Origin of the sequence: Microtetraspora malaysiensis (assembly GCF_001528665.1) — a bacterium.
Classification (GTDB): domain Bacteria; phylum Actinomycetota; class Actinomycetes; order Streptosporangiales; family Streptosporangiaceae; genus Microtetraspora_A; species Microtetraspora_A malaysiensis.
The window spans coordinates 1-24,540 of the sequence record NZ_BBYJ01000046.1 but is presented as its reverse complement, the minus strand read 5'-3'; the positions used below and the strand labels follow the sequence as shown (position 1 = coordinate 24,540).

General features: G+C 68.4%; 34 protein-coding genes. 18 read left to right on the top strand and 16 right to left on the bottom strand.

Going from position 1 to position 24,540, the window contains the following annotated elements; translation table 11 throughout:
• Nucleotides 1-42 precede the first annotated feature (42 nt).
• The 3 genes from AWQ71_RS38565 to AWQ71_RS38555 form a co-directional block, all read right to left on the bottom strand.
• Nucleotides 43-1,086, bottom strand: a complete 1,044-nt coding sequence (locus tag AWQ71_RS38565; protein ID WP_281196529.1) for an MFS transporter — start codon at nt 1,084-1,086, stop codon at nt 43-45.
• A 143-nt stretch (nt 1,087-1,229) separates the two neighbouring features.
• Nucleotides 1,230-2,249 carry a hypothetical protein gene (locus tag AWQ71_RS38560; protein WP_067143939.1) on the bottom strand — a complete coding sequence of 340 codons (1,020 nt, stop codon included), beginning with the start codon at nt 2,247-2,249 and terminating at the stop codon, nt 1,230-1,232.
• Nucleotides 2,246-2,596: a PadR family transcriptional regulator gene (locus tag AWQ71_RS38555; RefSeq protein WP_067143962.1), complete on the bottom strand. Its 351-nt coding sequence runs from the start codon at nt 2,594-2,596 to the stop codon at nt 2,246-2,248. Before AWQ71_RS38555 ends, AWQ71_RS38560 begins: the two co-directional genes overlap by 4 nt.
• A 76-nt stretch (nt 2,597-2,672) precedes the next feature.
• Between AWQ71_RS38555 and AWQ71_RS42390 the strand changes: the two genes are divergently transcribed.
• The gene (locus tag AWQ71_RS42390; RefSeq protein WP_169806730.1) at nt 2,673-2,831 is read left to right on the top strand and encodes a hypothetical protein; all 159 of its coding nucleotides are present in this window, start codon (nt 2,673-2,675) and stop codon (nt 2,829-2,831) included.
• A 247-nt stretch (nt 2,832-3,078) separates the two neighbouring features.
• Here AWQ71_RS42390 and AWQ71_RS38550 read toward each other — a convergent pair whose 3' ends face one another.
• Together AWQ71_RS38550 and AWQ71_RS38545 are read right to left on the bottom strand one after the other, a co-directional pair.
• On the bottom strand, nt 3,079-3,648 hold the full coding sequence (locus tag AWQ71_RS38550; RefSeq protein WP_067143937.1) for a hypothetical protein: 570 nt from the start codon (nt 3,646-3,648) through the stop codon (nt 3,079-3,081).
• Complete coding sequence (locus AWQ71_RS38545) at nt 3,630-3,968, bottom strand: PadR family transcriptional regulator (RefSeq protein WP_067143935.1); 339 nt, start codon at nt 3,966-3,968, stop codon at nt 3,630-3,632. Before AWQ71_RS38545 ends, AWQ71_RS38550 begins: the two co-directional genes overlap by 19 nt.
• A gap of 87 nt (nt 3,969-4,055) precedes the next feature.
• Between AWQ71_RS38545 and AWQ71_RS38540 the strand changes: the two genes are divergently transcribed.
• From AWQ71_RS38540 to AWQ71_RS38505, 9 genes are all read left to right on the top strand, one after another.
• Nucleotides 4,056-4,562, top strand: coding sequence for a hypothetical protein (locus AWQ71_RS38540; protein WP_067143933.1), 507 nt, complete (start codon nt 4,056-4,058; stop codon nt 4,560-4,562).
• Nucleotides 4,563-4,918: 356 nt separating this feature from the next.
• A complete protein-coding gene (locus tag AWQ71_RS38535; RefSeq protein WP_067143931.1) occupies nt 4,919-5,470 on the top strand; it encodes a GNAT family N-acetyltransferase in 552 nt (183 codons plus the stop codon).
• Between the two features lie 277 nt (nt 5,471-5,747).
• A complete protein-coding gene (locus AWQ71_RS38530; protein WP_067143929.1) occupies nt 5,748-6,089 on the top strand; it encodes an ArsR/SmtB family transcription factor in 342 nt (113 codons plus the stop codon).
• A 47-nt stretch (nt 6,090-6,136) separates the two neighbouring features.
• On the top strand, nt 6,137-7,234 hold the full coding sequence (arsB, locus tag AWQ71_RS38525) for an ACR3 family arsenite efflux transporter (protein ID WP_067143927.1): 1,098 nt from the start codon (nt 6,137-6,139) through the stop codon (nt 7,232-7,234).
• Nucleotides 7,227-7,643 carry an arsenate reductase ArsC gene (locus AWQ71_RS38520; RefSeq protein ID WP_067143925.1) on the top strand — a complete coding sequence of 139 codons (417 nt, stop codon included), beginning with the start codon at nt 7,227-7,229 and terminating at the stop codon, nt 7,641-7,643. The genes arsB and AWQ71_RS38520 overlap by 8 nt, the downstream gene beginning before the upstream one ends.
• Nucleotides 7,644-7,686: 43 nt before the next feature.
• Nucleotides 7,687-7,896: a hypothetical protein gene (locus tag AWQ71_RS42385; RefSeq protein ID WP_174550794.1), complete on the top strand. Its 210-nt coding sequence runs from the start codon at nt 7,687-7,689 to the stop codon at nt 7,894-7,896.
• A gap of 50 nt (nt 7,897-7,946) precedes the next feature.
• Entirely contained in the window at nt 7,947-8,591 is a 645-nt protein-coding gene (locus AWQ71_RS38515; protein WP_067143923.1) for a class I SAM-dependent methyltransferase, read from the top strand.
• A gap of 163 nt (nt 8,592-8,754) precedes the next feature.
• A complete protein-coding gene (locus AWQ71_RS38510) occupies nt 8,755-9,102 on the top strand; it encodes an ArsR/SmtB family transcription factor (protein ID WP_157570842.1) in 348 nt (115 codons plus the stop codon).
• Nucleotides 9,103-9,218: 116 nt separating this feature from the next.
• A complete protein-coding gene (locus AWQ71_RS38505; protein ID WP_218002147.1) occupies nt 9,219-11,069 on the top strand; it encodes a heavy metal translocating P-type ATPase in 1,851 nt (616 codons plus the stop codon).
• A gap of 106 nt (nt 11,070-11,175) precedes the next feature.
• Here the strand turns inward: AWQ71_RS38505 and AWQ71_RS38500 are convergent, their stop codons facing one another.
• Nucleotides 11,176-11,679: a hypothetical protein gene (locus AWQ71_RS38500; protein WP_067143919.1), complete on the bottom strand. Its 504-nt coding sequence runs from the start codon at nt 11,677-11,679 to the stop codon at nt 11,176-11,178.
• An 88-nt stretch (nt 11,680-11,767) separates the two neighbouring features.
• On the opposite strand from AWQ71_RS38500, the gene AWQ71_RS38495 reads away from it, so the two are divergent.
• Complete coding sequence (locus AWQ71_RS38495; RefSeq protein WP_067143917.1) at nt 11,768-12,106, top strand: PadR family transcriptional regulator; 339 nt, start codon at nt 11,768-11,770, stop codon at nt 12,104-12,106.
• Nucleotides 12,088-12,687 (top strand): hypothetical protein, encoded by a 600-nt coding sequence (locus AWQ71_RS38490; RefSeq protein ID WP_067143915.1) that lies wholly within the window; start codon nt 12,088-12,090, stop codon nt 12,685-12,687. The genes AWQ71_RS38495 and AWQ71_RS38490 overlap by 19 nt, the downstream gene beginning before the upstream one ends.
• A 172-nt stretch (nt 12,688-12,859) precedes the next feature.
• Here the strand turns inward: AWQ71_RS38490 and AWQ71_RS38485 are convergent, their stop codons facing one another.
• Nucleotides 12,860-14,065: a M28 family peptidase gene (locus AWQ71_RS38485; RefSeq protein ID WP_245658953.1), complete on the bottom strand. Its 1,206-nt coding sequence runs from the start codon at nt 14,063-14,065 to the stop codon at nt 12,860-12,862.
• A gap of 56 nt (nt 14,066-14,121) precedes the next feature.
• Complete coding sequence (locus tag AWQ71_RS41105; protein ID WP_084259767.1) at nt 14,122-14,370, bottom strand: hypothetical protein; 249 nt, start codon at nt 14,368-14,370, stop codon at nt 14,122-14,124.
• Between the two features lie 464 nt (nt 14,371-14,834).
• On the opposite strand from AWQ71_RS41105, the gene AWQ71_RS42380 reads away from it, so the two are divergent.
• Entirely contained in the window at nt 14,835-15,011 is a 177-nt protein-coding gene (locus tag AWQ71_RS42380) for a hypothetical protein (protein WP_157570841.1), read from the top strand.
• Between the two features lie 157 nt (nt 15,012-15,168).
• On the opposite strand, the gene AWQ71_RS38480 is transcribed toward AWQ71_RS42380, so the two are convergent.
• From AWQ71_RS38480 to AWQ71_RS38455, 6 genes are all read right to left on the bottom strand, one after another.
• On the bottom strand, nt 15,169-16,221 hold the full coding sequence (locus AWQ71_RS38480; RefSeq protein WP_067143911.1) for an ArsO family NAD(P)H-dependent flavin-containing monooxygenase: 1,053 nt from the start codon (nt 16,219-16,221) through the stop codon (nt 15,169-15,171).
• Entirely contained in the window at nt 16,218-16,565 is a 348-nt protein-coding gene (locus AWQ71_RS38475; RefSeq protein WP_067143909.1) for an ArsR/SmtB family transcription factor, read from the bottom strand. The genes AWQ71_RS38480 and AWQ71_RS38475 overlap by 4 nt, the downstream gene beginning before the upstream one ends.
• A complete protein-coding gene (locus AWQ71_RS38470) occupies nt 16,562-17,818 on the bottom strand; it encodes an MFS transporter (protein WP_067143907.1) in 1,257 nt (418 codons plus the stop codon). The genes AWQ71_RS38475 and AWQ71_RS38470 overlap by 4 nt, the downstream gene beginning before the upstream one ends.
• Nucleotides 17,815-18,087, bottom strand: a complete 273-nt coding sequence (locus AWQ71_RS38465; RefSeq protein ID WP_067143905.1) for a hypothetical protein — start codon at nt 18,085-18,087, stop codon at nt 17,815-17,817. Before AWQ71_RS38465 ends, AWQ71_RS38470 begins: the two co-directional genes overlap by 4 nt.
• A gap of 13 nt (nt 18,088-18,100) precedes the next feature.
• Nucleotides 18,101-19,486 carry an FAD-dependent oxidoreductase gene (locus AWQ71_RS38460; protein WP_067143903.1) on the bottom strand — a complete coding sequence of 462 codons (1,386 nt, stop codon included), beginning with the start codon at nt 19,484-19,486 and terminating at the stop codon, nt 18,101-18,103.
• A gap of 250 nt (nt 19,487-19,736) precedes the next feature.
• Nucleotides 19,737-20,057, bottom strand: coding sequence for an ArsR/SmtB family transcription factor (locus AWQ71_RS38455; RefSeq protein WP_067143901.1), 321 nt, complete (start codon nt 20,055-20,057; stop codon nt 19,737-19,739).
• A 63-nt stretch (nt 20,058-20,120) separates the two neighbouring features.
• On the opposite strand from AWQ71_RS38455, the gene AWQ71_RS38450 reads away from it, so the two are divergent.
• The 5 genes from AWQ71_RS38450 (at nt 20,121) to AWQ71_RS41100 (ending at nt 23,259) form a co-directional block, all read left to right on the top strand.
• Entirely contained in the window at nt 20,121-21,188 is a 1,068-nt protein-coding gene (locus AWQ71_RS38450) for a flavin-containing monooxygenase (protein ID WP_245658951.1), read from the top strand.
• Between the two features lie 25 nt (nt 21,189-21,213).
• Nucleotides 21,214-21,597, top strand: coding sequence for a hypothetical protein (locus AWQ71_RS38445; protein ID WP_067143897.1), 384 nt, complete (start codon nt 21,214-21,216; stop codon nt 21,595-21,597).
• Between the two features lie 86 nt (nt 21,598-21,683).
• Nucleotides 21,684-21,821: a hypothetical protein gene (locus tag AWQ71_RS44185; RefSeq protein WP_245658950.1), complete on the top strand. Its 138-nt coding sequence runs from the start codon at nt 21,684-21,686 to the stop codon at nt 21,819-21,821.
• A gap of 497 nt (nt 21,822-22,318) precedes the next feature.
• Nucleotides 22,319-22,636: a hypothetical protein gene (locus AWQ71_RS42375; RefSeq protein ID WP_157570840.1), complete on the top strand. Its 318-nt coding sequence runs from the start codon at nt 22,319-22,321 to the stop codon at nt 22,634-22,636.
• Nucleotides 22,633-23,259 carry a flavoprotein gene (locus AWQ71_RS41100; RefSeq protein ID WP_084259766.1) on the top strand — a complete coding sequence of 209 codons (627 nt, stop codon included), beginning with the start codon at nt 22,633-22,635 and terminating at the stop codon, nt 23,257-23,259. The genes AWQ71_RS42375 and AWQ71_RS41100 overlap by 4 nt, the downstream gene beginning before the upstream one ends.
• Here AWQ71_RS41100 and AWQ71_RS38430 read toward each other — a convergent pair.
• Both AWQ71_RS38430 and AWQ71_RS38425 read right to left on the bottom strand, forming a co-directional pair.
• Nucleotides 23,202-24,125 carry an IS3 family transposase gene (locus AWQ71_RS38430; RefSeq protein WP_157570515.1) on the bottom strand — a complete coding sequence of 308 codons (924 nt, stop codon included), beginning with the start codon at nt 24,123-24,125 and terminating at the stop codon, nt 23,202-23,204. The two genes, AWQ71_RS41100 and AWQ71_RS38430, sit on opposite strands and share 58 nt — an antisense overlap.
• Nucleotides 24,122-24,493: a transposase gene (locus tag AWQ71_RS38425; protein WP_067136881.1), complete on the bottom strand. Its 372-nt coding sequence runs from the start codon at nt 24,491-24,493 to the stop codon at nt 24,122-24,124. Before AWQ71_RS38425 ends, AWQ71_RS38430 begins: the two co-directional genes overlap by 4 nt.
• Nucleotides 24,494-24,540 lie beyond the last annotated feature (47 nt).

Genomic DNA, 24,540 nt, shown 5'->3' with positions numbered 1-24,540 from the left:
ACACCGCCGGGCTCTCGGAATTCACTCAGACCATCCTCGAGGTCACCCCCGGTCGGTGACCGTTCGTGGCAGGGTCAGCGTCGCGCCCGCGGTCAGGACCAGCCCGGCCGCCGCGAGCAGCATGCTCCACCGCATTCCGGCCAGGAACGTGTCAGCCCCGGCCAGCAACGCGCCGAACACCGCGACCGCGATCGCCCCGCCCACCTGACGGCCCGTGTTCAGTACGGCCGAAGCGGTGCCGGCCCGGTCCGCGGGCACCGAGTCGAGCAGCAGCGCGGTCAGCGCGGGCACCGTCAGCGCCCCGCCGAGCCCGACCGGCACCATCAACGCCGCCACCAGCCACACGTCGGTGTGCGCTCCGACGCTCAGCAGGGAGAGCAGCCCGGCGGTCCCGACCAGTTGTCCTGCCACCATCGGGACGCGCGGGCCGTACCGCCTGGCCAGGCTCGCGGAGGCCAGGTTCACGACGGCGACCAGCGCCGTCATCGGGATGAACATCAGCCCGGCCTGCAGCGCGGACTGGCCGCGTTCCTGCTGCAGGTACAGGCTGAAGACGAACACCCCGCCGTAGTAGGCGGCGTTGAGCATGAAGCCGATGGCGAGGGACACCGCCGCCGCCCGCGAGCGGAACAGCGGCAGCGGGAGCGTCGGGTGGGAGCTCCTGGCCTGGACGGCGAGGAAGACGGCCGCGGCGACCACGGCCACCAACAGCGACGCCAGTACCAGCGGCCGGCCGAAGCCCTGGTCGCCGCCCTCGATCACGCCGTAGGTCAGCCCGCCCATCGCGATGACCGCGGCCACCTGCCCGGGGAGGTCGAGCCGCACGGGCAGCCGCGGTGAGGCCGGCACGCGGGCGAGCAGGACGAGCGCCAGCAGGCCCGCCGGGAGGTTGACGAAGAAGATCCACCGCCAGCCCGCCGTGGCCGTGAGCGCGCCGCCGAGCACCGGGCCGGCCGCCACCGCGACCGCGCCGCCCATGGTCCAGATGGCGATCGCCCGTGCCCGGCTCGCCTGGTCGGGGAAGCCCTGGCGGACCAGGGCCAGGGACGCGGGCATCATCACCGCGGCCGCGGCGCCCTGGACCAGCCGGGTGATGCCGATGACGGACTCTCCCTCTCCAATGAGATGGGGTGTTCACGAGTAGGTATGACCTGGGATGGCGTCGATGCCTAGGAGATCGTTTCTCAGGATCGCTGTGATCGTTTCCCAGCGACATGACTTCCCGGCAGCTAGCTGCCACCTCGAAGTGGAACAGCCGGGCGGGGCAGGACACGCAGACTCGCAACGATCAGCACCAGGCACAGCATCAACAACGCCGCACTCTGAATGATCAGAGTGATGGCGAACGACTGCACGGGGCCTTCGACATCGATCAGGAAGAGCGGTGACCGAGCAACGGCCATCGGCGCCGCGACGATGGCGAGGCCCAATCGCCAGGCCGGTTTGGTGCTGTGCATCAGGCATAGCAGGCCCGCTATCAAGAACGCCGCCACGGTCAGGCCCTGCGGCTCGATCCAGCTGGCAACCCACACTTCCGGCTGACCAGGCGCGACAGTCATACCCCAGGTGTTCGTGAAGGGGAGCGCGATGGCGATGCACAACGCGGCCAGCCCCACGGGTAGGGCGGTCATCGGTAGGGAGCGCCGCACCGGTGCATCCGGGTGGTAGGCGGTCAGTAGCGCCAGGACGGGCACCATCGTGGCCAGGATTTGAGGTCCGGAGTCGATGACCAATCGAGGCCAGGTGACGGCATCGATCCCGGCCATGACCAGCATGTACAGCAGGCCCAGCGTGGCCAGGAGCTTGGCTGCCCGCATCTTGCCGAGCGCGAGCGCGGCGAAGGCGACGATCCAGACCAGGCTCTTCGCTATTGACAGGAGCTCCGGCATCTGGCTGTCGGGGGGGATGACCAGCGATTGTCCAGGCAGATAGCCGAGGGCACGCAGCGAGTAGGCCGTGGCGATCCAGCCGATCACAGCCTGGTAGCCCAGCCCGAGCAGGGCGGCCAGCCTGACTGCGTCACCGATGGCGCGGTAGCGGGGGGTAGCGCCGAGGCCGCCGAGCCTGCTCCTGATCGCCAGTGCGGCGATGGAGGCGACCTCTCTCCAGCTCGGTCGCGCGTTGTGCTCATCGCAAGCTTGCCCGGCACCTTCGAGGAATGCCTCGACCATCTCTTCCTCACGCTCGGCCCTGTAGGCCGCGGGCAGCATCTTGAGGACGAAGCGGTAGCGCTGCTCCAGCAGGTTCACGCCGAACCTCCAGCGATCAATGGTCGGCCAGCGGAACCGCGTTGGCGGGTTTCGAGTCGCTGCGCAGCGATCTGGAGGGTGCCGTTCAGCCTGGCGAGTTCCGTCGCAAGCGCCTCTTCACCCGTGTCAGTGATGCGGTAGTAGCGGCGTAGACGTCCCGAGTGCGCCTCTTCGTGGTCAAGTTCCACCAGGCCGTCGGCGGCCAATCGGTCGAGAACCCCGTACAGGGAGCCGATCTTGAGCTGCACCCTGCCTTCAGACAGCCGGTCCACTTCCTGCACTATCCCGTAGCCGTGCCGCGGCTCGTCCAGGAGTGCCGTCAAAGCCAAGAACATCGGCTCCGTCATAATCACTCTGCCATCATAACCTGTCAGGCAAGATATAAGAAGGGCCATGCGGCCAGCTGCTTTCACACACTCACTCGTGACCTTCATCGACGAACACCGTGAGCCGTTCGGTGTCGAGCCGATCTGTCGTGTGCTGAGCGAGCACGGCCTGTCGATCTCGCCCAGCACCTACTACGCCGCCAAGACCCGGCCGCCTTCGGCCCGCGCGACCGGATTCTCGTCTGATCATGGTTGACGCGACAGGCAGCGGAACGCGCTCCAAACTGTTCGGTGTTGAGCCCGCTAAGCACCGGGTTGGCGCACTGGCGGACCAGGAGCCGTAGAAGTGGGAGCCATGCCAGCCAAGGGGTCTCGGATCACTCCTGGGCGCTTCGGCGTTCTCCGGGTCCGCTACCGCGGCCTCTGGCGCGACTCGCCCTGGTGGCGCGCAGCCAGGCCATCACATGAACGGAGGCGAAGCACGTCGGAACCGAAAATCATGGTCAGCGGAATCTGAGCAGCATCTGGGCGACCAGAACGATCCTGGCCAGGCTGACCGCCAGCGCACATGCGATCAGGAAGGACGGTACGGCCAAGGCGCTTGCCCCAGCCAGCGCGGTGACGTCGAGCAGTAGCAGCCCGCAGGCGCCGCTCAGGGCACCGACCTGTACCGCTTTGTAGTGGTATGTCGTCCGGACCGTCAGCGCGAGCGCCAGCACGACAATCCCCAGAGCCGCCCCCACGGCCAGGCGGGCCTGGATCGGCGCCGGCCAGCTCCACGCCTGGGTGGTCACCAGCACAGTGGCCCAGACGACCCCGACGAGCGGCCCGGTGATCAGCAGCAGACGTGCCGCAGCGCGTCCGGGAGCGGCGCGGACGAAGGCGGCACTTACGGTGTCGGCATCGCCGAACTGCGCCAGGGTGGCCTTGGCTGCGGCGCCGGGGTCACCGAGCCGGGTCAGCAGCGTCTGGTAGGTCTCTGCAAGACCGTCGGCCAGTTCCTCAACGACGGGGGCAGGGAGCCTCCTGGCCAGGATGCGTAGTTCGTGGTCGATCAGTTCGTGGCAGGCCATGGCGTGCTCCGCAAGGCCGAGGAGATGGTGTCGGCGAACTCCTGCCAACTCTGGCGCGCTCCAGCGAGAGCCTCATGGCCGGGCACGGTCAGTTTGTAGGTACGACGGCGCCGTCCGGCAACCACCGACCAGGTCCCGGAGATCAGACCGGCTCGTTCCAGCCGGTGCAGGGCCGGATAGATCGTGCCGGTGGGCAGGTCGAGCTTGCCGCCGGTGGCTTCACACAAGGCTTCCTTGATCGCGCACCCGTGCCGAGGCCCGTCTTCCAGCGTGGCCAGCAGCAGCGCGTCCAGGTGGCCCTTCAGGACTTCGGCCCTCATAGGCAGCAACGCTATATCGGGCCTTTCCAGCAGCCAAGCCCATACGTAGAGTTCCTATAGGTAGAAATGCTATGTATGGAGGTCCGCATGGACGTCCTCGGCCTTCCCATCCCCGACGCCGGGCCCCTCTTCCGCATCGCGCTGGCCCTGCACATCGCCGCCGGTCTCACCTGCGCGGTCGCCGGCGCCGTGGCGGCCCTCTCCCGCAAGGGCGGTCGGCGCCGCCTACGCTTCGGCCGGATCTACATCTGGGGCCTGGGCGTGGTCTTCGTGACCATGACCGCCATGTCCATGATCCGGTGGCGGGAGAACGCCCACCTGTTCGCCATCGGGTGTCTCAGCTTCGCCTCCGGGCTGACCGGATACCTCGGGAGGGAGAAGCGTCTCACCGTACACATCGTGGGCATGGGCGTCTCCTACATCGGGCTGCTCACCGCCTTCTACGTCGACAACGGCCCTCATCTGCCGCTGTGGGACCGGCTGCCGCCAATCGCCTTCTGGCTGCTGCCAAGCTTGATCGGCGTGCCGCTCATCGCGCGCTCGGTCAACAGACGCCGACGCCGTCCCGCCGGGCCGGAACCGCGCCGTGCCTGAACACCCCCTCGTACGGCAACAGGAGCAGCCGGCCTCGGTCGATGGCCCAGGTGCGATCCAGGACGCGGGCCTCGGTGGCGGACGAAGACGATTTCACCAACGCTCCGGTACGACGGGTCAGAGGGGCGAATCGATGCCGGGACGGCCTTCAATGTCGCGGACGAGCCGGCGCAAGAGGGCCCCGTACCCGGGGTGTGCGAGGGCGAAGGCGAACTGGGCGACGAGGTGATCCGCCGGGTCGCCGGTGTCGTACCAGCGCCAGGAGGAACGCTAGGCGCGGGGGCTGCTTCCCCACCGCCCTGATGTGTGATGGGAATCTCAGCTCCGCTCGCCGACCCATGTTCGAGGAGCCCTTGATGACGTACGACGCGGATCGTTGCGACGGGGTGCATTCAGCCACCCTCGCGGCCGGGCTGAAGATCCGGCCGATGCGTTCGGCGGACGCTGAAGAGGTACTCGCCCTCTATCAAGCTGGTCTTGATACCGGCCAGGCCAGCTTCGAGACGAATGTGCCCAGCTGGGAGACCTTCGACGCGGGCAAGCTGACCCACCCTCGTTACGTGGCCGTCGAGATCGAGACCGGCCGAGTCGCGGGCTGGGTGGCCGCTTCGCCTGTCTCCGCCCGGCCGGTTTACGCCGGTGTGGTCGAGCACAGCATCTACATCCGCCCGGCCCGGCGTGGCCATGGCATCGGCCGCGCACTGCTGTCGGCGTTCATCGCCGCCTCGGAGGAGGCGGGCATCTGGACCATCCAGTCCGGGATCTTCCCGGAGAACACCGCCAGCCTGGCTCTGCACCAGTCGCTCGGGTTCCGGATCGTCGGCACCCGGGAACGCGTCGGACGCCATCACGGTGTCTGGCGTGACGTGCTCATGCTCGAACGGCGCAGTTCTGTGACCGGCGTTTGAGAAGTCGAGTGCGCGTCGCCAGGACGCTCACGGTCGCCATGGCTCACAGCGTCGGGGGCTCGGGCCGCGACGCGAGATATTCACCTGCTGCTCGCCTCATCACGGTATCGATAGGTATCGATATTGGCGCTGACCGAAGGCCGGAGCGTCATGGGCGCGATCTCCTCTGCCGGCTCAACATGCCGTCCGTCTGAAATCACACGACCCGAGCCCTGATTAGACATCCATCGATATTGACGTATATTGATATCGACAGGCATCGACACAGGGAGGGCGGATGGAACCGCTGGAGCTTCTGGAGTGCAGCTCGTCGCTGGCGCGTGAGCCTCTGGACGGCGAGCAGGCCGCAGGAGTGGCGCGCGTGTTCAAGGCGCTCGGCGACCCGGTACGGCTGCGCATCCTGTCGATCGTCGCCAGCCACCAGGGCGGCGAGGCCTGCGTGTGCGACCTGACCGCCGCCTTCGACCTGTCCCAGCCGACGATCAGCCACCACCTCAAGGTCCTCAAAGAGGTCGGCCTGCTCACCTCCGAGCGCCGCGCCTCCTGGGTGTACTACCGCGTCGTCCCCGAGAGGCTCGCGGAGCTGTCGGCCCTGCTCAGTGTCCCCGCCACGGTCTGAGCAGCGTCCGCTCCGCCATCTCCAGCACGTAAGGAAGATCGCTCCGCATGTCATCGAGCCCGACTCGCGCCCCAGCCTCCGCCCCGCCCGAATCCGGCGTGATCGGCGGCCTGTCGACGCTGGACCGGTTCCTGCCGGTCTGGATCGGTGTCGCCATGGTTGCGGGACTGCTGCTCGGACGGGCCGTCCCCGGCCTGAACGACGCCCTGGACTCCGTCCGGATCGGCGACGTCTCGCTGCCGATCGCGCTCGGCTTGCTCCTGATGATGTATCCGGTGCTGGCCAAGGTCCGCTACGACCGCCTCGGCACGGTGACCGGAGACAAGCGGCTGCTCGTCTCCTCTCTGGTCCTCAACTGGGTCGTCGGCCCGGCGCTGATGTTCGCGCTCGCCTGGATCTTCCTGCCCGACCTGCCCGCCTACCGCACCGGCCTGATCATCGTCGGGCTGGCCCGCTGCATCGCCATGGTCCTCATCTGGAACGACCTGGCCTGCGGCAACCGGGAGGCCGCCGCCGTACTGGTCGCCATCAACTCGATCTTCCAGGTCGTCGCCTTCGGCGCCCTCGGCTGGTTCTACCTGCAGGTGCTGCCCGGATGGCTGGGCCTGTCGCAGTCCGCGCTCCAGGTCTCCGCCTGGGACATCGCCGGATACGTGCTGATCTTCCTCGGCATCCCGCTCGCCGCCGGATACCTCTCCCGCAAGCTCGGCGAACGCGCCAAGGGCCGTGACTGGTACGAGTCCCGCTTCCTGCCGAGAGTCGGCCCGCTGGCCCTCTACGGCCTGCTGTTCACCGTCGTCATCCTCTTCGCCCTGCAGGGCGACACCATCACCTCCCAGCCCGGCGACGTCGCACGGATCGCGCTGCCGCTGCTCGCCTACTTCGCCGTCATGTGGGGCGGCTCGTTCCTGGCCGGCCGCGCCATCGGGCTGCCCTACGACCGCACCACCACGCTGGCCTTCACCGCCGCGGGCAACAACTTCGAGCTCGCCATCGCGGTCGCCGTCGGGGTGTTCGGCGTCGCCTCGGGCCAGGCCCTCGCCGGGGTCGTCGGCCCGCTCATCGAAGTGCCCGTCCTGGTCGCCCTGGTCTACGTCAGCCTCTGGGGCCGCCGCCTGTTCACGAAGGAGCCCGTCCATGCCTGACCGCAAGCCCAGCGTCCTGTTCGTCTGCGTCCACAATGCCGGACGCTCTCAGATGGCCGCGGGCTGGCTCGCCCATCTGGCCGGGGACCGGATCGAGGTCCGCTCCGCCGGGTCCGCTCCGGCAGAGCAGATCAACCCTGTCGCGGTCGAGGCCATGCGCGAGGTCGGCATCGACATCACCGGCGGCCGGCCCAAGACCCTCACCCCGGAAGCCGTTGAGGCCTCCGACGTGGTCATCACCATGGGCTGCGGCGACACCTGCCCCTTCTTCCCCGGCAAACGGTACGAGGACTGGAAGCTCGACGACCCCGCCGGCCAGGGCATCGACGCCGTACGCCCCATCCGGGACGAGATCCGCACCCGGATCGAAAAGCTGATCGCAGAACTCGACCCGGCGCGGGCCAGGTAACCGTCCCAGGCCAGGTCAGATCCCAAGGGCTGAGCATGCTGCGGTGGCCGCTTTGGCGCCCGCCGAACTGCGTGGATCAGCCTTCGGGCTCCTTTCCGCGATCCAATCGGCCGGTAATTTCGCCGCAAGCGGTGTTGCAGGGCTGATCTGGACCCTGGTCTCTCCGACAGCCGCCTGGACCTACCTGGCGGCTTGGATGCTGATCGCGGCGATCGGTCTGCTCGCCGGGTCTTCCAAAGAACCGCGCACCTGAATCTCCGTCCGCGAGCGCATGGATCCGGCGTGTCGGGAGAAGGAGTTGCCATGGCCGAGCATGGGGACGCCCACGGACACCGGTGTTTCGCGCTGCTCTATGACCGCATCACACGAGGGGCCGAGGAGCGCTGGCTGGGGGCACTGCGCGACCACCTCGTCGGGAATCTGAGCGGCCAGGTTCTGGAGATCGGCGCGGGTACCGGGGCCAACCTCGCTCACTACCGCGAGGCCGAACGAGTGGTCACGGCGGAACCGGACCCCGCTATGCGTCAGCGTCTGCGCCGACGCAAGCGCGAGGCAAGCGTTCCGGTCGAGATCAGCTCCGCATGCGGTGAGGAACTGCCCTACCCTGACGCCAGCTTCGACGCGGTGGTGAGCACGCTCGTGTTGTGCTCGGTCGTTGATCTGAATCGAACATTGGCCGAGGTCCGCCGGGTGCTCCGGCCGACGGGAACGTTCGTGTTCTGCGAACACGTACGCGACGCCGGCGTGCGTGGACGGATCCAGGACCTCCTCACACCGCTGTGGCGGCGCATCGGCGCAGGATGCCGTCCCAACCGCCGGACACTGGCCGCGCTCGAGCAGGCCGGCCTGGTCGTGCACCACATCGAAACGATCGCGCCCCACCCCAACCTCCCGTTCACTGTGCCGATAGTCCATGGCGTGGCGAGGCCGGTAGATCATCCACCTTGACCGCCCCATCGCTGCCGCTCCAAGCCAGATCGCGACATTCGGCAATCCGGGGCTGCGCCGCCGCCGCAGCTTCTGTCTTGTCACAGCTCGGGTCGATGAAGGCGCTTGAAAGATTCCCATCCATTGCTATCATCGCAATATGGGAATTGATTCCGAATGTGGAATGACGGCGCGTGATGGGCTACTGCCGGCGGCGGCGCTGTTCCACTCGCTGGCCGATCCGGTGCGTCTGGCGATCGTGCAACGGCTCGCGACCGGCGAGGCTCGAGTGGTGGACCTGACCCGCGAACTTGAGCTGGCCCAGTCAACGGTGTCCAAGCATCTGGCCTGCCTGCGCGACTGCCGGCTGGTCGACTACCGCGCGGAGGGGCGCCAGTCGTTCTACTTCATCGCCGTGCCCGAGCTGCTCGACGTGCTGCGTTCAGCCGAGCAACTCCTGGCCGTGACCGATCAAGCGGTCGCGCTGTGCCCGGCGTATGCCGTCCGGCCCCGTCAGGTGGAGCAGTCATGAACGAGAGCACAGGCGCAGGAGGAACCCGCGCGGTACAAGCGCTCGATTCCGGGTGCGGTTGCGACGACTCGTGTGGGGCGCCCCCTACGCCCGGGCAGGCCGCAAGAGGCGACCGGTTGGCGTTCGCCCGGCCGGTACTGACCCTGTTCGGGCTGGTCGTGGGCCTGGTGCTGCTGGTCGTCGTGGTCGGCGAATGGCTCGGAGCCTTCGAGCGACTGACCGATCGAGTGCCATTCGCCGTCGGCCTGCTGCTGGTGCTCGCCGGCGGTTTCCCGATCTTCTACAACGTGGGGCGCGCCGCACTGCGCCGGAAGGTCACCTCACACACGCTGATGACCGTGGGGGTGACCGCCGCGCTGGTCGTCGGCGAGTGGCCGGTGGCAGCTGTGGTCGTGCTTTTCATGCACACGGCCAACTACGCCGAACGCTTCACCACCGAACGCGCCCGTCGCGCTGTGCGCGAGCTGACCGCCCTGGCACCGAAGACCGCCCGGGTGATGCGCGACCAGGCCGAGGTACAGGTGCCCGTGGGACAGGTACGGGTCGGCGAGACGGTCGTGGTGCGTCCCGGGGAGCAGATCCCGGTGGACGGGACCGTGACGGCCGGGCACGCCACCGTCGACCAGGCCGCCATCACCGGGGAGTCCATGCCGGTGGAGGCGGGTCCCGGCGCGCGAGTGTTCGCCGCCTCTTTCGCCCGCCTGGGAAGTCTGCGCGTGCAGGTGACCGCTGTCGGGGCGGACAGCACATTCGGCAGGGTCATCACCCTGGTCGAGCAGGCCGAGACGCACCGAGCCCCGGTGCAGCGCATCGCCGACCGCTTCTCCGCTTATTATCTGCCGGTCGTGGTCACCGTCGCCGTACTGACGTTCCTGCTCAGCGGAGACGCCCTCGCCACCGCGGCGGTGCTGGTGGTGGCCTGTTCCTGCTCCTTCGCCATGGCGACGCCGGTCGCGGTACTGGCCTCAGTGGGCGCGGCGGCCAAACACGGTCTGCTGATCAAGGGGGGCCGCTACATCGAGGCCCTGGCCAAGGCCGACGTACTGCTGATCGACAAGACCGGCACGCTCACTCTCGGCCGCCCGCAGATCACCGACATCATCCCCTTGGACGGCCGTACCGACGCGGAGTTGCTTCGCCTGGCGGCGAGCGCCGAACGCTACTCCGAGCACCCGCTCGCCGAGGCCGTCCGCACGGCTGCCAGGGAGCGCGGCCTGCCCCTGGGCGAGCCGGGAGACTTCCAGGCTCTGCCCGGCCTGGGAGTGAAGGCCACCGTCGACGGCAGCTCGGTGACGGTGGGCGGCGTGGACCTGGTGCCGGAGGCCGGTGACGACCCGCAGGTGCGCAGGCTCGCCGCCGCCGGCAAAACCCTGCTGACCGTTGCCGTCGACAGCCGGTTCGTGGGTGTGCTCGCGGCCGCCGACACCCTGCGGCCGGAGATCCCCGCCGCCCTGGCGGACCTCGACGCTCTCGGCCTGAGCCGCGTCGAGCTGCTGACCGGCGACCACCAGGCCACCGCCGCCGGCATCGCCGACCGGCTCGGCATTCCCTTCCGGGCCGGTCTGCTACCCGAGGACAAGATCGCTATCGTGCGGGAATACCAGGCCGCCGGGCACCGGGTGGTGATGGTAGGTGACGGCGTCAATGACGCTCCCGCCCTGGCTCAGGCCGACGTCGGCATCGCCATGGGCGCCGCCGGCAGCGACATCGCCGTCGAGGCCGCGCACATCGCCTTGATGCGCGATGACTGGACGCTGATCCCACAAGCGGTGCGGATCGCGCGCCGCACAGCCCGCGCCATCAAAATCAACATCGGTTTCACTGCCGGTTACAACGCCGTCGGCCTGTCGCTTGCCGCTGTCGGAATCCTGCCGATGATGGTCGCCGCCGCGGCCCAGTCGTTGCCCGATCTCGGCATCCTGGCCAACTCTGCCCGCCTGCTACGCCGACCCGCGTCTCGGACCTGAATCCCGATTGAAGCTCGTGTACCGCTTCGTCTCTGGGTGGATCAGGCGGCGGACCGGCCTTCATGGCCGAGCAATCTCGAAGCCAGTTATCTCCGCCAAGCTGACATCATGATGCTGCTCTCCTGCCGGGTAGCCTGCGCCAGATGGCGCGGGCGAGCACGGGAAGGCCGAGCAGGCTCGGCAGGACCCAGTAGCTCCAGGCGGGCAGCCGGTCCCAGATCGGCAGGTTGTGACCGTTGTCGACGTAGAACCCGGTGAGCAGGGCGATGTACGAGAAACCCATCCCACCGATGTGGAGGTAGGGCCGTCGCCGCCTGTACAGATAGCCGACCAGGCCGATGGTGAAGGCCAAGGAGCCGATGGCGAACAGATGAGAGTTCTCCTGCCAGCGGATCATCGACAGGACCGCCATCGACGCGAACACCACCCCGAGCCCCCACAGGTAGACCCGGCCGAACCGGAGATGCCGAGCGCTGCCCTTACGTGACAGGGCTGCCACAGCCCCGCATGCGACGCATGTCAGGCCGGCCGCGATGTGAAAGGCCAGGGCTGTCAGGAAGAGCGGGCCCGCGTCGGGTACGGGGATGCCGAAGATGTCGATCTCATCCATCGCGAGCTCCCATGCATAGCATCGCTATCTATAGCGACGCTACTCCGGCGATTGCCGCGAAGGAAGACCCGGTATAGCGTTACTACCTATGAGGGCAGAAGCACTCAAAGGGCACCTGGACGGCCTGCTGCTCGCGACGCTGGAGGGTGGGCCACAACACGGCTACGCGATCAAAGAGGCACTGCGCGAATCGACCGAGGGACACATCGACCTGCCGACCGGCACCGTCTACCCAGCCCTCCACCGGCTGGAGCGAGCGGGGTTGATTTCCGGAAGCTGGTCGGTCGTCGGCGGGCGGCGCCGCCGTACCTATGAACTCACCGCCGAAGGGCGCAAGGCGCTCAGCGACGAGCGCGACAGCTGGCAGGAGTTCGCCGGCGCCGTCACCGCCGCACTGGGAACACGGCCATGGCCGGCCACGAGCTGATCGCCGCTCAGGTTGACATCCTGGCCTCTCGGCTCCCCGCGCAGGCGGTGGAGGAGTTGGCCGACGGGCTACAGGAAACCTATGAAGCCCACCTCGCGGTAGTGAACGACCCTGACACGGCCGCACGAATGGCGATCGCCGAGTTCGGCGACGCTGAAATGATCACTACTGCCTTCTGTCGCGAATCTCCATGGCGGCGGACAGCCGTGGCCTTACTGGCCACGGGCCCGATCATGGGAGCAGTCTGGGGCGTCAGCCTTGTGTGTGCTCAGGCGTGGACCTGGCCGATCCCCCTGGCCGTCCGTATCACCTCCGGCGTGGTCCTCGTTGCGACAGCCCTCACCCTGCTGGCGGCCGCCACAGAGAAGCGAACCTACCGGCGGACTCTGGCGGCGACGCTGGTCGGCGCGATTGCGCTGATCACCTTGGACGCGGTCATGCTCACGGCCGCCACCATGGCGCCCTCGCTCGCGTTGTGGCCGCTGATGCCGGCCCTGTCGGCGAGCCTGATCCGGATCATCGCCACGCTCCGGGCGCTGCTGTCACCGGCGCTCAGCCGATCGGGCGGCGGTTCTCGGTGAGCGGCGTGGCGTGACCGTCGATGCCTGACCGCAAGCCCAGCGTCCTGTTCGTCTGCGTCCACAACACCGGACGCTCCCAAATAGCAGGATCTCGTCCCGGATCGAAAAGCTGCTCGCCGAGCTGGACATCAGCTGAGCGAGGCCCGCTGAAGCTCGGCAAGCAACGCTGCGATCATGCTGACGACGGGCAGGAGATCAGCCATACGGTGGCGGTGAGCAGACGGGCCGCCGCCGCCAGGGTGGCCGCCTCGACACGCTCGGGGGTCTCGGCCGGGGTCTGGTAGCCGGGCATGCCCATGCCGATGCCGATCGCGGCCAGCCCGGCCGCGGCATAGCGGCGGTTGTCAGAGGCCATGGCACCGGCCCGCAAGGGCACGGCGGTCAGCCACGCGGCCTGGTCCAGGGTGGCCAGGAGGGCGTGGGCGGGCCCGCCCGCCTCGACGGAGGCGGCTTGGTGCAGCTGCGCGGCCCCGTCGAGGTTGATCACCGCGGTTTCCGGTGGCAGGGTGCGAGCGTGATGGGCCGATCCCCACGCGCCCGCCTCCTCGGCGTCCAGGAAGGCCACCGCCAGGTCCAGCGGCGCGGTCACGGTCGCGGACAGGACACGGGCGGCCTCCAGGACCGCGGCCACGCCCGAGGCGTTATCGGCCGCGGCGGGCAGACGGCGGCCCGGGTCGTCGCCCACCCCGTCGTAGTGCGCGGTCAACAGCACCCGAGGCCGGCCGGGCCCGGCTTCGGGCGTATGGTGAGCCGCGTTCGGCAGGCGGGCATGGATGTTGAGGCCGTCGACGGCGACCTGCCGCAGCGGCGTCGAACCCGTCACCTGCACCGCGGTATGGGCCAGCGTGTCGGCCAGATGCCGGTGCAGGTCAGTGCGGAGCCCGATGACCGGCACCGCGCGGGTGGCCGGACCGGCGATCATCTTGGGCATCCAGCCCTCGGCGTCGGTGCCGCGTGCCATCAGCACGCCGGCCGCTCCCCCGGCTTCGGCCCGGGAGCACGCCCGCGCCCAGTCCCCCGCATCGGCCAGGACCCATCGGCCTCGTACGTCGGCGGCGTCGGCGTCGGCCGTCAGGGGCGCGGTATGCGGTTGAGGCATCTCGGCCGAGGCCAGGTGCTCGACGAATTCGCGGCGGTGCTCCAGGCGTCGCGCCTGCCCGCCGACGCTCCATTCCAGGACCGGCGTGTCGTACAGCTCACGCACGCCGGCGACGGGGAAGGAGACCAGCTCCACTTCAGCGCCCAGCTCCCGCAGCTGTTCGGCGAGCCAGGCGGCGGCGTCCCGGCCGCCGGGCGTACCGACGCGGCGGCCGGTGTAGTCGTCGCCGGCCAGCTTTCGTACGGTGCCCAGCATCCGCTGGACGGACAACTGCTCCAAGGCGGCCGCGAGATCCGCTGCCGGGAGAGCTCGTGCTCCCGCTGGTGGTGAGGAGGTCATCCGCAGCATCCGGCGGAGCCGCCGCTCGCGGCCTGCTCGCTCGCCGGTGCCGGAGCCTGCCCGCAGCACCCAGCCACGGCCGTCTGGCTCGCGGTGGTCTGGCTGCCGCAGCAGGACGTGGCTGCCGCTTCAGTGGCCGTCGCCTCAGGCGTGGCAGCGGGACCTCCGCAGCAGCCTCCGGCCGCGGGTGGGGTGAAGGCCTCGTCCAGGTTGCCGATGAATCCGCCGGTGACGTCGTTCGTCATCGCTATAGCTCCTTTCGGCGTGGGGTGAGGCATGGGTGCGATAACCCTTGCCCAAGTTAGATGAATATCTAAACAACACCACCATCTCACCCTATTTAGAAGATCGTCAAGTTAGATGTGTCTCTAATCAAATCTCATGATCGACCCCTCTGGCTTGGCGTGCGAGGCCTTCACCCCTCGAAACGACCACCTCGGAGGCGGCTCGACTCGAGCCTCCGGTGCGGCCACCATCATGGGTCGCGGCGACGCCTGTCCAATCTCCCCCGAGGAGCACTCTGCCAGCGCCGGCGGAGGCTCGGAATATGGGCCGACCGCCTTGACGACACGCGGCTATGTCCTCCAGAGGCCGCCGGCGGCGGTGAGCGGCCAGTATTTCGACATATCTCTAATTTGACAAATATCTATCCAATGCGCAGAATGACTCCATCACATCACTTAGATAGTCATCTAATTAGGAGCTGGCGATGATTCGTCGACTTTCCGTCCCGATCCGCACGCGCATCGCCGGGGCTCGTCAGGCCCAAGCCACGGCGACCTTCGACGAGGTCACCGGTGAGGTCTGCGATGCGATCTGCCGCAGCGACACCCGCCGCGACCGGGCCCAGCTCTCAGCCCTGGCCGCCGGGCTGCCGCTGTTTTGACCCCTCCGGCCCGCCTGGATGCGTTCGCCGACAGGGGGACCTCGGTGCGCTCTCATTAGGCGGGGACCGTAGCGGACCATGGCCGGGAGAGGAGGCGTCCCAGGAACGAACGATGGCCGCTGGAACACCCCTGACTTCAGGAGTACCGTCCGGGCTTTCAGCGCTGGGCGGTGATCTCAGCGACCATGTCGCGGGCGGTGCGGCTGACTCCGATCAGCGTTGCGGAGGCAGGGCCGGTCCAGTCGCCGTAGCCGAGCAGGTGCAGGCGCGGTTCGCCCAGTGCACGGGTGCCCTCGGTCGGGATGAGTCCGTCAGAGCCACGCAGCCCCAACGGAGCCAGGTGGCCGAGCGCCGGACGGAAGCCGGTACACCACACGATGACGTCGCAGGCCAACTCGGTGCCGTCGCGCCATGCGACACCGTGTGGAGTGATCCGGGCGAACATGGGCTCAGCCTTGAGCGCACCCCGATCGCGTGCGTCCCGGACCGGCGGCACCGCGACGATGTCGCCGAGATCAGCGACGCTCGGCGCGTTCTGACCTGTCCGGGCGGCCTGGTAGCGGCGGGTCGCCAGTTCGAACAGGACTCTCCCGTCCACCTCGTCGGGCAGGAGCCGGGGTGGGCGCAAGGTGACCCAGGTGGTCTCGGCGACGGTGGAGACCTCGGCGAGGATCTGCGCGGCGGAGTTGGCTCCGCCGACGATCACCACGCGCCGGCCGTGGAAGGACTGGGGGCCCCGATAGTCGGCGGTATGAAGCTGCCGGCCGCGGAAGTCGCGAATGCCGGGATAGTACGGGACGTAGGGGCGCCACCATGTACCGGTCGCACTGATGACGGTACGAGCCTGCCAGGTGCCCGCGTCGGTTTCGACCGTCAGCCGGTCGATGCCTCGCCGTACGGCACGCACGCGAGCGGGCCGGATGATCAGCAGCTGATAACGCTGTTCGTATTCCCTGAGATAGGCCACCGTGTGGGCCGCACTGGGATAGCCGCCACCTGGCGGCGGCGGCATCATCCGTCCCGGGAGAGAGCTGTATTGGGCGGGCGAGAACAGGCGCAGCGACGGCCAGGCGTGCTGCCACGCCCCGCCGGCAGTGTCCTGGGCGTCGAGGATGACGAAGTCGGCCTTCGCCCGGCGCAGGTAATACCCGGCCGCCAGACCCGCCTGCCCCCCTCCGATGACGAGGACGTCGACCGAGGATGAGGTCATGCGGTGGCGGGTTCGGCCAACGGCGTGAAGAGGGCGCCGAGCCGGGCCACGGCAGCGGGGATGATCCAGTAGTAGACCCAGGTGCCGCGCCGTTCGCAGTCGATCAGACCGGCGGTACGCAGCACCTTGAGGTGGTGGGAGATGGTCGGGGCGGTCAGATCGAAGGCGTCGGTCAGGTCGCACACGCACGCCTCGCCTCCCGCATGGGAGCCGATCATCGACAGCAGGCGTAGCCGTACCGGATCGGCGACCGCCTTGAGCAGCACTGCGAGTTCGGCCGCGTCGGTCTCCGACAGCGGCTCGCGGGCGATCGGCGCGCAGCACTGGCCAGCAGTGGCGGTCACGACAACACCTCCTGATTTGATATCGGTCTAAATGATAGGCGATGGTAGGCAACCAGCGCGAACGAGGCGATCCCACATGCGGTGGCGACGGCGGCCATGACCCAGCCGTAACCGGCGGCTTGGGCCAGGGCCACCGCTCCGAGAGGAGCGGCGGCTTTGTCGGCGACCGAGAACATCGCGATCCGGCCCGACAGGGTGGCGTAGGCGGCGGTGCCGTACCGCTCGGCGAGCAGGTACGGCAGGGTGATGGTGCCGACACCGAAGCCGAGCCCGAACATCAGCACGGACCCGATCGCGCCGGGCACGGTGTGGCCGGTCAGTGGCAACAGCAGGGCCCCGACGCCTTGCAGGGCGAAGACCCCGGCCGCGATGGAAGCGGCGGACCAGCGACGGCGAAGCCCCGTGGTGACCAGGCGGCCGGTCACCGACAAGACACCCAGCAGCCCGGCGATGGTGGCGGCGAAGACCGGGGTATGGCCAAGGTGCATCAGGTAGGTGACCAGCAGCACGGCCACTACGGCCACAGCGCCTCCGTGCGCGGTGAACGCGGTGACCAACAGCCAGAACGGCCGCGCTCGTACCGCGGCCTTGACCAGGTCGGCGCGCTGGTGCGGCATGACCTCCGCCACCGTCCGGCGGCGGCGCAGCACGAACGCGTGCAACGGGATCGCCGCCGCACCGTAGAGGACAGCGAGGACCACCAGCGCCTGCCGCCACCCGTAGTACTCCACCAGCAATCCGGTGAGAGGCAGAAAGATCGAGGAGGCGAACCCCGCGACGATGGTGAGCGCGAGCAACGCGTTCGCGCGCCCGTTGCCGTCGAACCAGGAGACGATGACGGCGAAGGCCGGCTCGTACAGCACCATCGCCGAGGCGATGCCGATGGCGAGGAAGACCGCGTAGAGCTGGGGCAGGCTGTCGACCCGCGACCAGGCCAGCACCGCCAGCGTGCCGAGCACGGAGCCGGCGGTCATCAGGGCGCGACCGCCGTGGGCGTCCAGCCAGCGCCCGACCAACGGTGAGCACAGCGCCATGGTCAGCACCGCGAGCGTGAGCGCGGCGGCGACCTGCGTCCCGCCGACTCCAAGCGCGCTGCTCATCGGAGCGAGGAAGACCGAGAAGGCGTAGTAGAGCACGCCGTAGCCGATGGTCTGGGTGACGGCCAGGGCGGCGACGATGCGCCGGCCGCGGGTGAAACGGGACCGGCCGCCGCTCCTGACTCCGGGAACGGCGGCCTCAGCAGACGAACTCACGAGCCCCCGCCCGAGCAGGCGATCAGCTCGCGCCCGCCTGTTGTCGTTCTCCAGGCGTCCTCGCCGGTTTCGGTGATGAAGCCTTGGGCGTGCAGCCGCCACGCCAGGGTCGCGGCCATGCGCGCGATCGCCGGAGCGTATCCGGGGTTGCCGCTCGGCGCGCGGGTAGCGACGAGCTCTTCTGCCAGCCGGTCCGCAGGCATCGGCTCGTGGTCACAGATCAGGCGCAGGGCCTGCTTCTGCGCCGCGGTGGGATATCCGTCGGACATGTCAGCCCCTCGTTCAGCCGCAGCAGCTACCGCCGCCGGAGGAGACGGTGGTCACGGGCAGCGGGGTGGCGAGCAGGCCGCCGCTGATGCCGGTGGCCAGGCCCACCCGCTGCTCCTGGGCTTCTGCCAGGTTGGACGAGCAGACACCGGTCTCGGGCAGGTCGAGCTGCACGTCGCGGGCGGCCTCCCAGTCCCCGGCGAGCGCGGCCACGACGGAACGCACCTGCTCAGACCCGGTGGCCATGAGGAACGTCGGCGCGCGGCCGTAGCTCTTGACGCCGACCGCGTAGTAGCCGGACTCGGGGTGGGCGAGTTCGTCGACGCCGTGGGCGGGGACGGTGCCGCAGGAGTGGGCGTTGGGGTCGATCTGCGAAGCAAGCTGCCGGGTGGAGCCGAGGATCGGGTCCAGGTCCAGTCGCAGTTCGGAGGCGATGGAGTGGTCGGGCCGGTAGCCGGTGGCCGAGACGATCCGGTCGACGGTGACCGACTGCTCGACGCCAGACGGTTCCCGGCTGACCACCCGCACTCGGCCGTCGGCCTTCTCCACGGAGTGGGTGAAGAAACCGGTCAGCAGTTGTACCCGGCCGGAGGTGACCAGGTGGTGGAGGCGGGTGCCGAGCGCGCCGCGCGCGGGCAGCTCGTCGGCGTCGCCTCCGCCGTAGGTACGGGTGGCGGATCCGGCTCGGATGGCCCAGGTGATCTGGGCGTCCTCAAGCTGGGCCAGGGCGATCAGTGTGGTGGCGGCCGAGTGTCCCGCGCCGACCACGAGCGTGTGCTTGCCGTCGTAGGTGGCGCGGTCGGCCCCGAGAACGTCGGGCAGAGCGTGGTCGATGACGTCGGCGGCATCGGTTTCGCCGAAGGCGGGCAGGCCGCTCGCGCCGAGCACGTTCGGCGTGGCCCAGGTGCCGGAGGCGTCGATGACGGCCTTGGCCTGGATCTCCTCGCCGGTGTCGAGCCGAACCAGGAAGGGTGCCTCCTCGCGCCCGTTGGTGCGGACCCGGTCGTAGCCGAGGCGGCTGATCGCGATCACCTTGACTCCGGTGCGCAGCCGGTCCCCGATGGCGTCGGCCAGCGGAGCGAGGTAGTCGGAGACGATCTCAGCACCGGTCGGCAGCCACTCGGGATCGGGCGCGGTCCAGCCGTGGGCCTCCAGCAGGCGGCGGGCGGCGGGGTCGATGTTGTAGCGCCACGGGCTGAACACCCGTACGTGGCCCCACTGCGCGATGGATGCGCCCGCCCGCTCGCCCGCCTCGATGACCTGGAAGTCCAGGCCGCGCTCAGTCAGCTGGGCGGCGGCGGCCAAACCCACGGGGCCGGCGCCGATCACCACGATCGGAAGTCCGGCGCGTGGCGTGATCTGCTCGATCTCGACGGGCTCTGTGCTGCAGCATCCACCCATGGCGGCTGTCTCCTTGATTGTCGGCCAAGCATCAGTTCTGTCGTGCGGGCGCGATCGAGCAATGCCCGCACACATCTCTGATTAGAGGTACATCGAAGTAGTACTGAGCATGCCCAACTGATTAGAGGTATGTCAAATTAGTTCGCGAGCCAAGCGGTCCGCCGTGCCGGATGGGCGGGCCACCGGCTCGCTCGCCCCCAAGGAGTCCGTGGACGTGGAGGCGGAGGGTGCGCGAGTCGCCGCCTCATACTCAGCCGCACTCGGCAGACGGAGGACAGCAGGCCCGCAGGGTGACCTGGAGGTCCGTCAACGCCTGGGCAACTCCGTCCGGGTTGACCTGGTAGTAGACGGTCTTCCACTCGCGACGGGATGTCAGGACCCCGGCGTCGCGCAGCATCGCCAGATGGGTTGACGCGGCGGACTGGGCCAGCGACAGCTTCTCCGCCACCTCGTTGACGGTCAGCTCCACTCCGCCGGCGAACAGGAAGAGGATCCGCTGGCGGGTGTCACTGGCCAGGGCCTTGAGAAAGCCGCGCGCCGCCTGGGTCAGCTCGATCCCGTTCGTCGCCATGCCCCTAGCATCGCCCCAAGGAGTCATATTGTCATTTCATTATTTGACGATACTATGCGCTGCATGGAGATCATCGTCATCGGAGCAGGCCAGTCCGGCCTCGCCACCGCCCGTGCCCTACGAAACCTCGGCGTCAGCCCCGTCATCCTGGAGGCAGGGGACCAGCCCACCGGCTCCTGGCCGCACTACTACGACAGCCTCACGGCCTTCTCTCCCGCCCGCTACAGCGCCATGCCCGGCATGCCGTTCCCCGGCGACCCCGACCACTACCCCACCAGGGACGAAGTCGTCGACTATCTCCAGCGCTACGCCGAAACCCTCGATGTGGAGATCCGCACCGGCACCCGCGTCACTGCCGTTGAGGCGGACGGCAGCGGAGGCTTCGTCGTCAGCACCGCCGACGACAGTCGACTCACCACCGCAGGCGTGGTCGCCGCCAGCGGCAGCTTCGGCAACCCGTACCTACCGGACGTCCCCGGAAGGGAAGCCTTCACCGGACAGTCGCTGCACGCGGCCGACTATCACTCACCCAAGAAGTACGCCGGCCAACGAGTCATCGTCGTCGGCGCCGGCAACTCCGCCGTCCAAATCGGCTACGAACTCGCCGAGGTCGCCACGGTCACCCTGGCCACCAACCACCCCGTCGCGTTCATGCCGCAACTCCTCGGCGGCAAGGATGTGCACTACTGGCACACCACCACCGGATTCGACGAGCTTCCTCTGGAGTGGCTCGCCCAGATCATCCACACCACCCTGGTCATGGACACCGGCGACTACGCGGACGCCTTCGAGTCCGGACGCGTCAGCCGGCGGAGCATGTTCACCGCTTTCGACGGCGACGACGTCATCTGGGCCGACGGCACCCGGGAGAAGGCCGACACCGTCCTCTTCGCCACCGGATACCGCCCCAACCTGCCCTACCTGCAGCCTCTCGGCGCATTGGACGGGGCAGGCGTGCCCAAACACGTCGGCGGCATCTCCACCACGCACGCCGGACTCGTCTACGTCGGACTGGAGTTCCAGCGTTCCTTCGCCTCCAACACCCTGCGCGGAGTCGCCCGCGACGCCGAGCACGTCGCCGCCCCGCTGGCCGCATACGCCGTCAAGGCCCGCGCCGCCTACGGCCTGTAAGGAGCGTGCGTCCGCTGTAGACGCCATGCCGGCGGGCAACTCGTCACAGATCAACGCCTGGGCTGGAGGCGTGGCGCCGGATCCGGTCACCCGGCTGCCGCCGGTGGACGACAGCACTACGGATCCCCCGGTCCTCGCTCGGACTCTGGCTGCGACGGCGCTGACCCGGCGGGAGAAAGCCTCCTTCTGGGCCGTGCTCAACGTCGGCCCGGCCACCAGCAAGGGCTGGGAGTACGCCAAGGACTGCGCCAACTTCGTGCCCAAGGCACTGGTTCGGGGCGGCAAGTTCCGCCAGATCCACATCGCCGACTGGAGACCCACGTCGCCGACTGGTTTGGCTGGCTCAACCGGCGAAGTGAAGGCTTGTGTCGCGGGCGTTCCCAAAGGCGGCACATACTGGAGGGGATGAAACGAGCTAGCGGCGAGTCCCGCCGTCACCTGCCCACAAGTCCCTTCAAACCCCCGCCCCCCGCCCCGCCTGCCGAGCGGTTCAGCGTGAACGACCAGGTGACCCACGATCGGTACGGCCTTGGCGTCGTCATCGGTGTAGAAGACGAGGTCGCCGTGGTCATCGATTTCGGATCGCGGCAGGAACGAATCACGACACCATTCAACAAGCTGTATCGGCTCTGAGACCACCGCACTGCGGGGAGGCACACAGCGCGGGTTCGATTCCCACCTCCCCCTCTCATCATGAAGGCCCAGGCCAGGATGGTTGCAGGGTCAGCTTGCCTCACGCGGCGGCTGGAACTGGGCGGTCAACCGCATCTCCAGATCCTCCGCGAGCCTCTCCAGCATCGGCATGGTCCACCCGTTTCGAACTGTGCCGCCGCCGGCCGCTTCACCCCTGTGCACTCGGCCGGCTCGGCCTGGGTCAGTCTGATGTGCCTCGACTTCCGTCGAGTCGCTCATGCACCATCGACCCCACGAGAGGAGGCTGGGGTCTGTCCAATCAACCTCCCCTGACGACCTGTCGGCGCACGGCACGCTCCTCCTACGAGGAGCCGTCGCCGCAGCCCTCCACGCCATCCGGCACACCGCGGCCGAACTGCTCGATGAGGCCGAGCAGGCCGGCAACTCGGTCACGACGACAACCACATGTGGACCGCGTTCGGCCCGAACAATGTCCTGTGTCACCGCGTGAACATCGCGCTTCGTCTTGGCGACGCCGGTACAGCGATCGAGAACGCCTGCAAGATCGACCTGAACGCTCTGCCGATCAACGAGCGCACGGCCACGTCCTGCTCGACACCTCGCGCGCGTTCCTCGCCTGGGGCAGGCACGACCGCGCCCTGTACGTCCTGCGCGCGGCCGGAGACATCGCCCCCGAGGAGATCACCGGCTGCCCGGCCACGCTTAGGCTTGTCCGCGACGTCCTCGCCACCGCGCCCATCAGCGTCCGGCGGGAAGCGCGAGAGTACGCCGAAGCCCTGGGAGTCAGCACGTGACCGAACCCGGCAAGGTCCTCTACATCATCGTGTGCGCCGCAGGACCGGCCGGCGACGTCGGCCGCCTCGTGACCATGGCCCAGGAACAGGAGTGGACGGTCCAGATCATCGCCACCCCGTCCGCACTCGACTTCATCGACGTGCCCGAGCTGGAGAAACTCACCGGCCGTCCCGTCCGCAGCCAGTACCGCAAACCGGGCGAACCCAAGTCCCCGAGAGCAGACGCCATCATCGTCGCCCCGGCCACCTACAACACCATCAACAAGTTCGCCCAAGGCATCTCCGACACCTACGCCCTGGGCCTCCTGGCCGAGGCACCCGGCCTTGGCATCCCCGTCGTCGTCCTACCGTTCGTGAACAGCGCCCTTGCCTCACGGGCACCATTCCGCCGCAGCGTAGAGACGCTTCGCGCCGAAGGTGTTCACATCCTTTTAGGCCCCGGCCAATTCGAGCCGCACGCCGCCAGCAGCGGGGACAGCCGTATAGAGACTTACCCTTGGCATCGCGCGTTGGCCGGGCTCAGCGATGCAAAGACTGTCAATCCCCTGAAAACGTGGAGACGGTCCTATGCCACAGCGGCCCTCAGCAGGGCCGTTGAAGTGTGCCTCTTCTCGGCCATCTGACGCTCGAATGCGATGGGCGGCAATCCGTCGTTGGCGCTGTGCCTCCTCCTTGTGTTGTAGAAGTCGTTGATCCAGGTTGCGATCTTCACGCGAGCCTCGGCCCGCGTCCGGAAGCGCTGCCGATACACGTACTCGACCTTGAGCGTGCTGTTGAACGCCTCGGCCGCGGCGTTGTCGAGAGCGCATCCCACCCGGCCCATCGACTGCACGACGCCGTGCTTGCGGCATTCGACCTGGTAACAGGCAGCGGTGTACTCCGACCCGCGGTCGGAATGAAAAATCACCCCGTCCACATTCCCGCCCCTGGTGGCCACCGCCATCTGGAGTGAAGCGACGGTCAGTGCCGCGTCGTGGTGCTCGGACATGGCGTAGCCGAGCAGCCGACGAGAGAACAGGTCCTCAACCGTGGCCAGGTACAGCGACCCTTCATCGGTGTCGATCATGGTGCCGTCGCCGACCCACAGCACGTCCGGCGCTACCGCGGTGAACGTGCGGCCGACCAGGTCCGGCGCCGCTCGCCGTTTGCCCTGCCGGGTCAGCGACCGGCGCTTCTTGGGCGGACGGCCGGCCAGCCCGAGCTCAGCCATCCGGGCTGCGACCGTGTTCTCCGACACCTTCCAGCCCTCGGCGTGCAGGTCCTGCGTGATCCGAGGCGAGCCGTAGGTGCCGCCCGATGCCGCAAACAGGCGCTTGATCTCCTCATCCAGGCGCGCCCGCCGCTGCTCACGCGCCGTCGAGGCGGTCTGGCCGATGCGGTTCTTCCACTTGTAGAACCACGACTGCGACACCCCCAGCGCCCGGCAGGAGGTGGCATGGTCGATGTCATGGTCGGTCTTCTGGGAGCAGATGAAGGCCGCCACGCTCACCGGCCCATCGCCTCTTTCACCCACAAGACCACGGAGCGCTTGAGAACATCACGCTCGTCTTCCAGCTCAGCGCGTTCCTTCTCCCACGCCGCCTTCTCTCGAGCGTGCTCCTTGACCAGCTCGGCCTTCTCCCGCCGCAGCCGCGCCAGCTCCTCGCTTTCGGACTCCTTCAGCGTCCCGCCTCCGCCGCTGTTACCGCCGGCCTGCCCGTTGGCGTGCCGGTCCATCTGCACCCAGTTGTGCAGCGTGTACTCGTTGATACCAAGGTCCCGCGCGACGTGCGAGACGGGTTTGCCGGTCTCCTTGACGATGCGCACCGCTCCAGCCCGAAACTCCGGATCAAAGCGGCGCCTCGTGGTACCTGCCACGACCAAACCTCTCTCGGTTCGGTCTCCACGCTAAGAGGGGAAGCTCA

Excerpts from the sequence above, each read along its gene's own strand:
- AWQ71_RS38555 (WP_067143962.1), bottom strand. The coding sequence starts at position 2,596 with ATGACGGAGCCGATGTTCTTGGCTTTGACGGCACTCCTGGACGAGCCG.
- AWQ71_RS38550 (WP_067143937.1), bottom strand. The coding sequence starts at position 3,648 with ATGGCCTGCCACGAACTGATCGACCACGAACTACGCATCCTGGCCAGG.
- AWQ71_RS38545 (WP_067143935.1), bottom strand. The coding sequence starts at position 3,968 with ATGAGGGCCGAAGTCCTGAAGGGCCACCTGGACGCGCTGCTGCTGGCC.
- AWQ71_RS38540 (WP_067143933.1), top strand. The coding sequence starts at position 4,056 with ATGGACGTCCTCGGCCTTCCCATCCCCGACGCCGGGCCCCTCTTCCGC.
- AWQ71_RS38535 (WP_067143931.1), top strand. The coding sequence starts at position 4,919 with ATGACGTACGACGCGGATCGTTGCGACGGGGTGCATTCAGCCACCCTC.
- AWQ71_RS38530 (WP_067143929.1), top strand. The coding sequence starts at position 5,748 with ATGGAACCGCTGGAGCTTCTGGAGTGCAGCTCGTCGCTGGCGCGTGAG.
- arsB (WP_067143927.1), top strand. The coding sequence starts at position 6,137 with ATGTCATCGAGCCCGACTCGCGCCCCAGCCTCCGCCCCGCCCGAATCC.
- AWQ71_RS38520 (WP_067143925.1), top strand. The coding sequence starts at position 7,227 with ATGCCTGACCGCAAGCCCAGCGTCCTGTTCGTCTGCGTCCACAATGCC.
- AWQ71_RS38515 (WP_067143923.1), top strand. The coding sequence starts at position 7,947 with ATGGCCGAGCATGGGGACGCCCACGGACACCGGTGTTTCGCGCTGCTC.
- AWQ71_RS38510 (WP_157570842.1), top strand. The coding sequence starts at position 8,755 with ATGACGGCGCGTGATGGGCTACTGCCGGCGGCGGCGCTGTTCCACTCG.
- AWQ71_RS38500 (WP_067143919.1), bottom strand. The coding sequence starts at position 11,679 with ATGGATGAGATCGACATCTTCGGCATCCCCGTACCCGACGCGGGCCCG.
- AWQ71_RS38495 (WP_067143917.1), top strand. The coding sequence starts at position 11,768 with ATGAGGGCAGAAGCACTCAAAGGGCACCTGGACGGCCTGCTGCTCGCG.
- AWQ71_RS38490 (WP_067143915.1), top strand. The coding sequence starts at position 12,088 with ATGGCCGGCCACGAGCTGATCGCCGCTCAGGTTGACATCCTGGCCTCT.
- AWQ71_RS41105 (WP_084259767.1), bottom strand. The coding sequence starts at position 14,370 with ATGACGAACGACGTCACCGGCGGATTCATCGGCAACCTGGACGAGGCC.
- AWQ71_RS42380 (WP_157570841.1), top strand. The coding sequence starts at position 14,835 with ATGATTCGTCGACTTTCCGTCCCGATCCGCACGCGCATCGCCGGGGCT.
- AWQ71_RS38480 (WP_067143911.1), bottom strand. The coding sequence starts at position 16,221 with ATGACCTCATCCTCGGTCGACGTCCTCGTCATCGGAGGGGGGCAGGCG.
- AWQ71_RS38465 (WP_067143905.1), bottom strand. The coding sequence starts at position 18,087 with ATGTCCGACGGATATCCCACCGCGGCGCAGAAGCAGGCCCTGCGCCTG.
- AWQ71_RS38460 (WP_067143903.1), bottom strand. The coding sequence starts at position 19,486 with ATGGGTGGATGCTGCAGCACAGAGCCCGTCGAGATCGAGCAGATCACG.
- AWQ71_RS38455 (WP_067143901.1), bottom strand. The coding sequence starts at position 20,057 with ATGGCGACGAACGGGATCGAGCTGACCCAGGCGGCGCGCGGCTTTCTC.
- AWQ71_RS38450 (WP_245658951.1), top strand. The coding sequence starts at position 20,121 with ATGGAGATCATCGTCATCGGAGCAGGCCAGTCCGGCCTCGCCACCGCC.
- AWQ71_RS38445 (WP_067143897.1), top strand. The coding sequence starts at position 21,214 with ATGCCGGCGGGCAACTCGTCACAGATCAACGCCTGGGCTGGAGGCGTG.